Genomic DNA, 11,650 nt, shown 5'->3' on the forward strand with positions numbered 1-11,650 from the left:
ATTCACTCCATCCCGGTGCCCGCTGGCCAAAGCAAGCAGCGCTTGGGGCATAATGCTGGCGGTTTCACCCGTAGTGGGGGTCTTCATCTACCTATATGGCCCTCGTTTTCGTCACCCCTCGCCCGCAGGGTTTTCAAGCACATGATCAAATCTCTTCGTCCACTATTGCTCGCCGGCCTGATGCTGCCCCTGGCCCTTCCCCTCTGCGCTGCCCCCTTGAACACCACACTGCCGCCCAAGGTTCAACAGGCCATCAAGGCCAGCAAGCTGCAGAATGACGCCCTGTCTCTGGTGATGCTGCCGCTCAACGGCCCCGGCAGCCCGACCGTGTTCAACGCCGACGTATCAGTGAACCCGGCCTCGACCATGAAACTGGTCACCACCTACGCAGCCCTCGAACTGCTGGGCCCGACCTATCAGTGGAAGACCGAATTCTTCACCGACGGCACCCTGAGCAACGGTGTGCTCAACGGCAACCTCTACCTCAAGGGTGGCGGCGATCCCAAGCTGAACATGGAAAAACTCTGGCTGCTCATGCGTGACCTGCGCGCCAACGGCGTGCGTCAGGTGACCGGGGACCTGGTGCTGGACCGCAGTCATTTCATCCAGCCGCAGTTGCCAGCCTTCAACGATGACGGTGGCGACGAAAACGCGCCGTTCCTGGTCCGCCCGGACTCCCTGCTGGTCAACCTCAAGGCCTTGCGCTTCGTCACCCGCAACGACACCGGCAAGGTGCTGGTGTCGGTCGAACCACCGATCGCTACCATTCGCATCGACAACCAGGTCAAAGCGCTGCCGGGAACCAAGTGCACGGGCGACGTGCGCTACAACCCGATCACCCAGGCCGACGGCATGACCGTCGTGGTCAGCGGCCAGCTGGCAGAAGGCTGCAGCTCGCAGACCTACCTGTCGCTGCTCGACCACCAGAGCTATGCCGCAGGCGCGGTCCGCGCGATCTGGAACGAACTGGGCGGCACCATCCAGGGCGGCGACCGTGTCGGCACCGTACCCAAGACCGCGCGCGTGCTGGCGCGGGCCTTTTCGCCGGATCTGGTGGAAATCATTCGCGACATCAACAAGTACAGCAACAACACCATGGCCCAGCAGCTGTTCCTGAGCTTGGGCGAACGCTATCGCAACGAGGCCGACGGGGACGACGCCAAAGCCGCGCAGCGCGTGATTCGTGGTTGGCTGGCCAAGAAAGGCATCACCGCGTCGCACCTGGTGATGGAGAACGGCTCGGGGCTGTCCCGTGACGAGCGCGTCAGCGCGCGGGAGATGGCGACCTTGCTGCAGGCCGCCTGGAAAAGCCCTTACGCCGCCGAGTTCATGGCGTCGATGCCGATCGTGGGCATGGACGGCACCATGCGCAAACGCTTGAAGCGTACGGCGCTGCAAGGTGAAGGCCACATCAAGACCGGCACCCTGAACACCGTACGCGCCATCGCCGGCTACAGCCGCGACAGCAACGGCAACACCTGGGCGGTGGTCGCCATTCTCAACGATCCTCGCCCATGGGGCGCCTCATCGGTTCTGGATCAGGCGCTGCTGGACCTGTACTCGCAGCCAAAGGCCGCGTCTACCTCGCCCAACATCCAGTAATCATCAAATACTTGTGGGGGCGGGGCAGGCGGCTGAGCCCGCCCCCCGCGAAGGCAGCGCCACATCTCCTCAGGGAGTCACCGCGCCTGGATCTTCCAGGCCCGGTGAATCTTGCCGTTGCGGGCAAAGTCCTGATCTACCGTCTGCGCCGTGATTTCCTCGACTGCATAGCGCTCCGCCAGATTCGCATCGAGCTGGAACTTGCGGAAGTTGTTGGAGAAATACACCACGCCCCCCGGTGCCAACCGAGCGACCGCCAGGTCCAGCAGCTCGACGTGGTCGCGCTGCACATCGAACACCCCTTCCATGCGCTTGGAGTTGGAGAAGGTCGGCGGGTCGATGAAGATCAGGTCGTACTCTTCCCGATTGGCCTGTAGCCAAGCCATCACATCGCCCTGCTCCAGGCGGTTCTTGTCCGAGAAACCGTTCAGGGACAGATTGCGCCGCGCCCAATCCAGATAGGTCTTGGACAAGTCGACGCTGGTAGTGCTGCGCGCCCCGCCCTTGGCAGCGTGGACGCTGGCCGTGGCGGTGTAGCAGAACAGGTTGAGGAAACGCTTGCCAGCCGCTTCTTTCTGAATGCGCAGACGCATCGGCCGGTGGTCGAGAAACAGACCAGTGTCCAGGTAGTCGGTCAGGTTGACCAGCAACTGCACACCCCCTTCCTGTACCTGGGTGAACTGGCCCTGGGCACTCTGACGCTCGTACTGGCGAGTCCCGCTCTGGCGCTCGCGGCGCTTGATGATGACCCGACTCTTGTCGATGTTCAGTGCCTGCGGAATGGCCGCCAGGGCGTCGTATAGGCGCGCCGAGGCCTTCTCCGGATCGATCGACTTGGGCGCGGCGTATTCCTGCACATGCACCCAGTCGTGGTACAGATCGATGGCCATGGCGTATTCGGGCATGTCCGCGTCATACACCCGATAGCAATCGATACCCTCGCGCCGTGCCCATTTGCCCAAGGTCTTGAGGTTCTTCTGCAGGCGGTTGGCGAACATCTGCCCGCCTTCGCTCAGCCGCGCCTGTTCGACCACCGGCGCAGGCGCCGGTGCTGGCTTGACTGGGTTGCCGTTCTTGTTCACCCGTGCATACGGATCGGCCAGCGGTGGCGTGGTGTCCACCTGTTCGGCCTGCTCGCGCGCCGCCTGGCGCTGCTCGGGGGTGCGGCGCTCACCGGTGACGAACTGGTCGGGCGTTACCTTGATCAATAGCAGCTTGCAGGGCAAGGCGCCGTTCCAGAACGAATACTGCTTGTGGCTGCGGATACCCATGCGCTTGCCCAGGTCCGGCGCACCGGTGAACACCGCCGCTTCCCAGTTCAGGCAAGCCTGACGCAGGCGCTCGCCCAGGTTCTGATACAGGTACAGCAGACTGGCTTCGTCACCCAAGCGCTCGCCGTACGGCGGGTTGCAGATGACCAGGCCTTTCTGATTCTGATCCGGACGGGGCTCGAAGGTCGCCACCTCGCCCTGATAGACCTTGATCCAATCGCTGAGGCCAGCTCGCTCGACGTTGTTGCGCGCCGGCTGGATCAACCGCGGATCGGCTTCGTAGCCACGAATCCAGGCCGGGGTCTTGGCCAAGCCAGCCTCGGCGCGAGCCAGTGCCTCGTCGTGCAGCTTGCGCCACATGGCCGGGACATGGCCCAGCCAGGCGCTGAAACCCCAGCGGGTACGCTTGAGGTTGGGCGCGATGTCGGCAGCGATCATCGCCGCCTCCACCAGAAAGGTGCCTACACCACACATCGGGTCGGCCAGGGCGCCGCCTGCGGCAGCGATGCGTGGCCAGCCAGCGCGAATCAGAATGGCAGCGGCAAGGTTTTCCTTGAGTGGCGCGGCGCCCTGCTGCAGACGATAGCCACGCTGGTGCAGGCTGTGCCCGGACAGGTCGAGCGAGAGAATGGCTTCACCGCGATCCAGGCGCAGGTGCACGCGCAGGTCCGGATTGAGCTTGTCGACGCTGGGACGCTCGCCGCTGGGCGTGCGCAGCTTGTCGACGATGGCATCCTTGACCTTCAGTGCACCGAAGTGAGTGTTGTCGATGCCCGAGCCATGCCCACTGAATTCCACGGCCAGGGTGCCATCGGGTAGCAGGTGGTCCTGCCACTCGACATCGAGCACGCCGTGATAGAGCTCTTCAGCGTCTTTCATGGCAAAGCGCTTGAGCACCAACAACACGCGGTTGCCCAGGCGCGACCACAGGCACAGCCGGTAGGCGGTTTCCATGTCGGCCATCCCGCGCACGGCGGAAGTGTGTTCGCGGGTTTCTTCCAGCCCCAAGGCGGTGGCTTCCTCGGCCAGCAAGCCTTCGAGACCCTTGGGGCACGTGAGAAACAGTTCAAAACGGTCCGACATGGTATTTCCTGGCCCTTGCGGGCATCGATGAGAGGGCAAGCGCATTGCCCTTTCGAGGTTCAACCAGGCGCTTTACGCAATAGAGCGCCCGAACGACACCACCATGGTGTCAGCCCACCTCACCTGTTGCCATGTTCGGCGCAAAGATGAGGCAGAACGTGATTCTGCTGAAAAAAGGGCCGCTCAGGCGACCCTTCGTCGATTTAATGCCACATCGAAATCGAGATGATTCGCAATGGCATAGTGATCTCAAACTACGCTGCAGGCCCTGCACACGACGGACTTGCAGACCTCGGGCGCCAGAAGCACCTGCTTACTTATCGCCCATACCGCTAAATCGTTACGTGCTTATGACAAAACGATCATTCACATGACGCAGTTCAACGTTTAGAAATCACCTCAGGTCGTCGCTGCAATGGCGATGACATCACTGCTCGCCACGCCGGCAGCGAGCGCGATACCGGCAGACCATCTGCCTGGCCTCAGACGAGGCCGACGGGACATTACAGTCAATAGACAGAGGGCAACACCCTATGAGAAGACTTAAGCGTGATCCGTTGGAACGAGCATTTCTACGCGGATACCAGTATGGCATCCATGGCAAATCCCGCGAGCTTTGCCCTTTTACTCTACCGTCGGTACGCCAAGCCTGGATCAACGGCTGGCGCGAAGGACGCGGCGACAACTGGGACGGTATGACCGGCACTGCGGGAATCCATAGGCTCAACGAACTTCACGCCGTCGGCTGAAAACCTTTTTAACTCGTTCACCATGCACGCCCAACCAGGGCGGCGGGCTAGCGCCCAGGGGCCTCTTCACGGGGCCCCTTTCGCGCCTGGATTCAGCGAGTCGCCTGCAGCGCGGCAATGGCGTCCACTGACTCCCGGATCAATGCCGGCCCCTTGTAGATGAACCCCGAGTAGATCTGCACCAGGCTGGCACCGGCGGCGATCTTCTCAGCCGCATGCCCTCCTTCGGTAATACCGCCCGCCGCAATGATCGGCAACTTGCCACCCAGGGTCTGGGCCAGCACCTTGACGATGTGCGTGCTCTGTTCGCGCACCGGCGCCCCTGAAAGCCCCCCAGCTTCCTCTCCGTGCACGAGCCCCTCGACCCCTGCTCGGCCTAGCGTGGTGTTGGTGGCGATCACCGCATCCATCCCCGAATCGACCAGCGCCTGAGCCACCAGCGCGGTTTCTTCGTCACTCATGTCCGGGGCGATCTTGATCGCAAGGGGAACGTGACGACCGCTGTGGCCAGTCAACACTACCCGACGTTCGGCCAGGGTATCGAGCAGCTGCTTGAGCGAATCGCCGAACTGCAGGCTGCGCAGGCCGGCGGTATTGGGGGAGCTGATGTTGACCGTGATATAGCTGGCGTGATCGTAGACCTTGTTCAGGCAGATCAGGTAGTCATCGACCGCCTGCTCGACCGGCGTGGTCAGGTTCTTGCCGATGTTGATACCCAGCACGCCCCGATACTTGGCGGCTTTCACACGCGCCACCAGATTGTCGACGCCCAGGTTGTTGAAGCCCATGCGATTGATGATCGCCGTGGCCTCCGGCAGACGAAACAGCCGGGGCTTGGGGTTGCCTGGCTGCGGACGCGGGGTCACGGTCCCGATTTCGACGGAACCGAAACCCAATTGAGCGAAACCGTCGATGGCCGCGCCGTTCTTGTCCAGCCCAGCCGCCAGCCCGACCGGGTTATCGAACTGCAGCCCCATGACCGTCACCGGCAAGCGTGCCGGCGGCTTGGTAAGCAGGCCGTTGAGGCCCAGGCGGCCACCAGCGCCGATCAGGTCCAGCGACAGGTCGTGGGAGGTTTCTGCGGACAGTTTGAATAACAGCTGGCGGGCCAGAGTGTACATAGGCGGGCTGAGCTCGGTGGAAGCGATAGAGGGGTGCGATTGTGCCAGATTCGGACCTGGTTAGGTATGCCGGCTCCCCTGCCGGCCACCAAATCGCAGGCAAAGAAAAGCCCGGCCTAAGCCGGGCTCTTCGTTGAAGCGGTCGCTAATTACTTAGCTTGAGCTTCTACTTCAGCTTCTACGCGACGGTTTACAGCGCGGCCAGCGTCAGTGGCGTTGTCAGCCACTGGGCGGGTTTCGCCGTAGCCAACCGACTGAACGCGGTTGGATTCAACACCGTACTGACCGGTCAGCACTTGCTTGACAGCAGCGGCGCGACGCTCGGACAGCTTCTGGTTGTAAGCGTCAGGACCGACGGAGTCAGTGTGACCTTCAACAGTGGTGGTGGTCTGTGGGTACTGCTTCATGAAGTCAGCCAGGTTCTTGATGTCGCCGTAGCTGTTGGTCTTCACGACCGACTTGTCGAAGTCGAACTTGACGTCCAGCTCAACGCGAACGGTTTCGGCAACGGCTGGGCAGCCATCAGCGTCAACGGTAACGTTGGCAGGGGTGTCAGGGCACTTGTCGACGTTGTCGCAGACGCCGTCGTTGTCGGAGTCAGCGCAAACTTCAGCTACTGGAGCTGGAGCAGCGACTGGAGCAGGCTTGGAGCCGCCACCGAAGTTCACACCAACGCCGACGGCAGGAGCCCACTCGGTGTCGCCCTTGTCGATGTTGTACAGAGCTTCAACGCCGGCACGGGCGTAGAAGTTCTCGGTGAAGTAGTACTTGGCGCCGCCACCCAGCTTGGCGAGGGTGGAGTGGTCACGACCACCGCTGTCCTGGCCAATGCTCTGGTGTGCGAAACCAGCGGAGACGTACGGACGCAGACCGGCGCCTGGAGTACCGAAGTGGTAGAAAGCGTCCAGAGCGGCATCAGCGCCCTTGATGTTTTTGCCAGCATCGCTACGGATGTTGTGGACTTCGTCGTAGGACAGAGCCAGTTCAACGTCGTCGGTCAGGAAGTAGCCAATCGAGCCACCGAACAGGTTGCCGTCGTTCTTGTAGTCACGGGCGCTGTCAGTCATGTACTTCTTGGCGAAGCCTTCCACCTCGACTGCGCCTTGGCCTTGTGCCAATACGCCGAACGAAGTCACGGCAACAAGAGAACCAATGGCAAGGCCCAAGGTGTTTTTCAGTTTCATCCGTTAAATCCCCATCTGGTGATTGTTAAGCGCCCCTAATCCAGGGGCAGCTCGACGACAAGTCTAGCAGACCTTGCCGATACGTTAGAGACCTTTGCGCCGAACTAAGTTTCGGACAGGTCTGCAAATTTATCGCGGAGCTTATCTAAAGCCCGCTTGTACCGCATTTTAGTGGCGCTCAAGCCCATGTGCATGATGTCGGCGATCTCCTGGAACTCCAGCTCGGCGACGAATCGCAGCACCAGAATCTCCCGATCGATCGGGTTCACGTACACCAGCCAACGGTCGAGACCACCGCGCTCCTCCGGCTTGGGCGCCTTCTCTTCGGATGCCTCCTCGAGCGGATCGAGACTCAGGGCATCCATCAAGCGGCGCTTTCGCCTTTCCTTTCTGTACTGCGTGATGCATTCGTTATAGGTGATGCTGTAAAGCCACGTCTTGAATTTCGACTTTCCCTCGAAATTCTTTAGCCCGTACAGCACCTTCAGCATCACTTCCTGACAGACATCGTCAGCGTCACGATCGTTCCCTAAATATCTTGCACAGACGTTGAAAAGGGTTCGCTGGTAGCGACGCATCAACTCTTCATACGCCCGCGTGACATGGAACAGCTCCTCGTGCGAACGCGCCACCAACTCCTCGTCAGAGAGCTCGCGGGGGTCGTAGCGCACGGGCAGCGTATGTACTTTATTCAAAACAGGTCGGCCCGAAGGTCAGGTCCCCGAAGGTCAGGTCAGTGTCCGCCACGGCATGATCGCTCAGCCTTTTTGCGGCGGCATACATTAGCAAAACGTTGACCTATCGGCTACTCACCCGCTGCTCCAGCAACTCGCGGTTGGACATCGAGACCAGTTCGCCGTCGTCGGTCAGGACCGTCGTCTTGACGGTGCCGATCGCCTCGATCTGCCCCTCGACCTCGCCAACCTGCACCTGCTGGCCTACCTGAAACATTTCCCGCACGTAGATTCCGGCCAGTATCTGACTGGCGATTTCACGGCTGCCCAGCCCCATCGCCAGTGCTGCGGCCAGACCAACGGTAATCAACGCGATGACGATCACATGGTTCAGCAGGTCGGTCTTGACCTCCAGCTGACTGATGGCCACCGAGATGCTGATGATGATCACCAGCCACTGAGCCACCCGACCCAGACCTGCAGCATAGTCGAGCCCGACCCCTTCGGCGGCGCCGCGCACCACGCCGTTGACCAGTTGCGCCAGCAGCACGCCGACCAGCAGCACCAGGGCGGCACCGAACACCTTGGGCAGGTACAGCGCGAGCATGTCCAACGTCGCCGACACACGCTGCAGCCCCAGCGACTCGGCAGCCGACACCAGAAAGATCAACAGCACGAACCAGTAGACGATCTTGCCGATCAGGGTCGAGATCGGCACCTTGAGGCCGCCGCGGCCCAGCAACTTGGTCAGGCCCGTACCAGCCATCAGGCGATCGAGGCCGAACTTGGCCAGCAGCTTGGACAACAAGGTATCGAGCAGCTTGGCCACCAGGAAGCCCAGGATCACCACGACCAACGCACCGAAGAGGTTGGGGATGAAGTTGGCGACCTTGGTCCACAAGGCGGTCATCGCCGCAAACAGGCTTTGGGTCCAGGGATCCAGTTCCATTGATCAATCAGCCTTATCCGCAACAGCGGCGGAGTTTTTACGACGCGACACCGGCGCGATATTCGCCGAACCACTGTTCACCGCGATCATGAACGCCTGCCCCCAACGCCCCATGAGGCTGAAGAGGTCACCTGCGCCGACCTGACGATTGGCGGTCTTGAGCACCCGCCCCAGCGCGGCGCGATCGTCGCGGCCTGGCGCCTGGGCGTTGAGCATGTCTCGCAGGGATTCTTCGAACGGATCAGGCATGCACACCTCGCGAATTTCATTCAAAGACGAGACCGTTGCACGGTGAGTCACAACGATCGTCCCGCGCAGAGGTTAAATTCTCGATCAGACCCAGCGCAAGCGGCGAAACAACAACCACTGACCCAACGCCACCGCCACCATCAATCCACAAGCCATGGTGAAACCGTAAGGATTGTCCGAACCCGGTATCCCGCCGACGTTGATGCCCAGCAGACCGGTGAGAAAACTCATCGGCAGGAAGATCCCGGTAATCACCCCGAAGCGATACATGGTGCGGTTCATGCGCTCGCTCTGGCGCCGGTCTTCGGCTTCGAGCACCAGCCCGACGCGCTCGCGCGCCAGTTCGAGCTCTTCCAGGTAGCGGGTCAGGCTGTTGTTCAGCTCGTTCCAATAATCGGCGTCATCGTCGACGAACCACGGCACCTTGTTGCGCGCCAGCTGGCCATAGATATCACGTTGCGGTGCCAGGAATCGCCGCAGTCCTGCGGCACGACGTCGCAGTTGCAGAATGCTGCCATGCTCGGGCGTGTACCGCTCGTCGGCATCGAGCTTGTCTTCTTCCAGATCGACGGTTTCGGAGAGGCCTTCGACCAATGCCTGGACCTTTTCGGTCAGGTGCTGGGCCAGGTAGAGAATGAGTTCAGAAGCGGTCCTGGGGCCTTTGCAGGCGGCGAATTGTTCGAGCAGGTCGTCGGTTGCGCGCAACGGTCGCAGGCGCAGGGAAATGATCCGCTGGGCCTGGGCGAAGATGCGCACCGAAACCATGTCTTCGGGTTCGGCACCGGGGTTGAGGTTGACCCCGCGCAGAAACAGCAGCAGTTCATCGTCGGGCAATGGCACCAGGCGTGGACGGGTGTTCTCTTCGAGCAGCAGGTCGCAGGCGAATTCGCTCAGGCCGCTGCTGCTACGCAACCAGCTGCGGGTCTGGGGGTGGCTGCGGTCCCAGTGCAGCCACAGGCTCTGGTGAGGCTGCAGCTGCAATTCATCGATTTCGGTCCGGGCAATCGAGCGCGCGCCGCCTTTGCCGTCCAGCACCAGGGCATGCACCAGCCCCCACTGCGCGTTTTCTTCCTCGAACATCGTGTCCCCGTTACTGATGGAAAATTCTCATTCAGGCATGGTCAGTGCCATCGGCGAGACGATGATGCCGTTGTTATCGGCATACAGATAGTGGCCGGGAATGAAAGTTACGCCAGCGAAGCTGATCTTCACGTCGAGATCGCCCAGGCCGCGCTTGACGGTGGGCATCGGATGACTGGCCAGGGCCTGAACACCGACATCGGTTTGCGCGAGCATGTCGACGTCACGCACGCACCCGTAGATGACGAGCCCTTCCCAACCGTTCTCGGCAGCCTTCTGCGCAAGCATGTCGCCCAGCAACGCCTTGCGCAGCGAGCCACCGCCGTCGACCACCAGCACCTTGCCGGTGCCATCCAGCGCGACCTGCTCGCGCACCCGTGAGTTGTCCTCGAAGGTCTTGATGGTGACGATCTGGCCGCCGAAGGAGTCGCGGCCGCCGAAATTGCTGAACATCGGTTCGAGCACTTCGACGTCGGGGTAGGCGTCGCACAGGTCGGGGGTCAGATAGTGCATGGCGTTGCTCCTGGGGCGAGTGGCGGCTGCAAGAGCCGGAAGGCTGCGCCGGACGCGGCGCGGCCATCACAGCCTAGACCATGCTCAGGTCGCCGCCAACGGGGTCGCACCTGGCAGCAATGGCCGGTAGGGGTCGCTCAGCCAGGTACCGACCAGCGGCCAGACCTCGGCCTGGGCCTGAGGACTGACCAGCATGCGTACGTGATCGAAATCATCGCCGAAGCCCTCGCCGCGACCCAGGTTGACGAACTGATTGTGGCTGCCCGCGAACTGCTCGAAGAGGTCCCGACAGGCCCAGCTCGGGTCCTGCAGGTCGCCTGCGGCGGCCACGGCCAGGATCGGCAGCTTCACCTCGTGCAGCCCTTCCCACCAATCGCGCTGGCTGTCGCCGAAGCGGCCGAACAGGCCTTTCCAGCGCAGCCATTCCAAGCCAACGCCCACGGGTTCGTCTTCCGGACCGCGCTTGAGCCGAGCGCCGGAAATGTGCGGATAACGCTTGAGCAACAAGCGACCGGCCCAGTTCAGGGGTGGAATCCGCAGTGGCCAGTGGCGACGACTGACCTGCGCGCCGAACAGCGCTGCGGAGGCGGCCAGATCGCCTTGCAGATAGCCGCCTCCCAGGGCCGCTGCCAAGGTGATGCCGCCAAGCGAATGCCCGACCCAGTGCGGCGTCTGGGCGCTGACCTCGGCGACGAACGCACCGATCACCGGCAGATCGTACTGGGCATAGTCGGCCACGGTGTTGCTGGCGTAATGCTGGTTGCGCGGCGACAGGCCGTGCCCGCGCATTTCGGCGATCCAGACATCGAAGCCACGACGCGCCAGCCAGGGCCCCAGGCCGATGCCCTTGGGCGAGTACCAGAAGCGCCGGTTGGAAAAGCTGCCATGCAGTAGGATCACCGGCACGCCCCGGGCACCGGGCTGATCGGCCAGGCCCAGGCGCGTCAACGCCAGCTCGACACTAGGGTCGGGGCTGTTGGCTGCCTTGATGCGGTAGATGTCTTCGCTGAGGTCGCCACGACGCTCGGCACTGAGCAACGCGACGGGAAAGAGGGTACTGCTGCTTTGCATAGGGCACTTGCATCTGAATGAATGAAACCGTAGCAGCGGCGCAAGCCGCGTAGCTTTTTGATTTGCCTTTGAAAAGCAAGATCAAAAGCTACGCGGCTTGCGCC

The 11,650-nt window shown here is 61.9% G+C and carries 11 protein-coding genes; 2 read left to right on the forward strand and 9 right to left on the reverse strand.

The window, feature by feature from the left end:
* The first annotated feature begins 141 nt into the window (after positions 1-141).
* Complete coding sequence (gene dacB / locus QMX89_RS07250; protein WP_056843596.1) at positions 142-1,602, forward strand: D-alanyl-D-alanine carboxypeptidase/D-alanyl-D-alanine-endopeptidase; 1,461 nt, start codon at positions 142-144, stop codon at positions 1,600-1,602.
* 77 nt (positions 1,603-1,679) lie between these two features.
* Here dacB and rlmKL read toward each other — a convergent pair whose 3' ends face one another.
* Positions 1,680-3,956, reverse strand: coding sequence for a bifunctional 23S rRNA (guanine(2069)-N(7))-methyltransferase RlmK/23S rRNA (guanine(2445)-N(2))-methyltransferase RlmL (rlmKL, locus tag QMX89_RS07255; RefSeq protein ID WP_049858878.1), 2,277 nt, complete (start codon positions 3,954-3,956; stop codon positions 1,680-1,682).
* Between the two features lie 533 nt (positions 3,957-4,489).
* On the opposite strand from rlmKL, the gene QMX89_RS07260 reads away from it, so the two are divergent.
* The gene (locus QMX89_RS07260) at positions 4,490-4,705 is read left to right on the forward strand and encodes a ribosome modulation factor (RefSeq protein WP_008368461.1); all 216 of its coding nucleotides are present in this window, start codon (positions 4,490-4,492) and stop codon (positions 4,703-4,705) included.
* A gap of 92 nt (positions 4,706-4,797) precedes the next feature.
* On the opposite strand, the gene QMX89_RS07265 is transcribed toward QMX89_RS07260, so the two are convergent.
* The 8 genes from QMX89_RS07265 to QMX89_RS07300 all read right to left on the reverse strand — a co-directional run bounded on the left by QMX89_RS07265 (position 4,798) and on the right by QMX89_RS07300 (position 11,546).
* A complete protein-coding gene (locus QMX89_RS07265; RefSeq protein WP_282347621.1) occupies positions 4,798-5,826 on the reverse strand; it encodes a quinone-dependent dihydroorotate dehydrogenase in 1,029 nt (342 codons plus the stop codon).
* Positions 5,827-5,975: 149 nt separating this feature from the next.
* Positions 5,976-7,010: an OmpA family protein gene (locus tag QMX89_RS07270; protein ID WP_049858880.1), complete on the reverse strand. Its 1,035-nt coding sequence runs from the start codon at positions 7,008-7,010 to the stop codon at positions 5,976-5,978.
* Positions 7,011-7,114: 104 nt separating this feature from the next.
* Entirely contained in the window at positions 7,115-7,705 is a 591-nt protein-coding gene (sigX, locus tag QMX89_RS07275; RefSeq protein WP_082484608.1) for an RNA polymerase sigma factor SigX, read from the reverse strand.
* Positions 7,706-7,808: 103 nt separating this feature from the next.
* Positions 7,809-8,633, reverse strand: coding sequence for a mechanosensitive ion channel domain-containing protein (locus QMX89_RS07280; protein ID WP_090359317.1), 825 nt, complete (start codon positions 8,631-8,633; stop codon positions 7,809-7,811).
* Between the two features lie 3 nt (positions 8,634-8,636).
* Positions 8,637-8,882, reverse strand: coding sequence for a hypothetical protein (locus tag QMX89_RS07285; RefSeq protein ID WP_056843601.1), 246 nt, complete (start codon positions 8,880-8,882; stop codon positions 8,637-8,639).
* Between the two features lie 84 nt (positions 8,883-8,966).
* Positions 8,967-9,962, reverse strand: a complete 996-nt coding sequence (locus QMX89_RS07290) for a zinc transporter ZntB (protein WP_282347622.1) — start codon at positions 9,960-9,962, stop codon at positions 8,967-8,969.
* Positions 9,963-9,989: 27 nt separating this feature from the next.
* The gene (gene rraA / locus QMX89_RS07295; protein ID WP_282347623.1) at positions 9,990-10,475 is read right to left on the reverse strand and encodes a ribonuclease E activity regulator RraA; all 486 of its coding nucleotides are present in this window, start codon (positions 10,473-10,475) and stop codon (positions 9,990-9,992) included.
* 84 nt (positions 10,476-10,559) lie between these two features.
* A complete protein-coding gene (locus QMX89_RS07300; protein WP_056843604.1) occupies positions 10,560-11,546 on the reverse strand; it encodes an alpha/beta fold hydrolase in 987 nt (328 codons plus the stop codon).
* Between the last annotated feature and the right edge of the window lie 104 nt (positions 11,547-11,650).

The organism is Pseudomonas sp. PS01301 (assembly GCF_029960215.1).
GTDB lineage: Bacteria > Pseudomonadota > Gammaproteobacteria > Pseudomonadales > Pseudomonadaceae > Aquipseudomonas > Aquipseudomonas coleopterorum.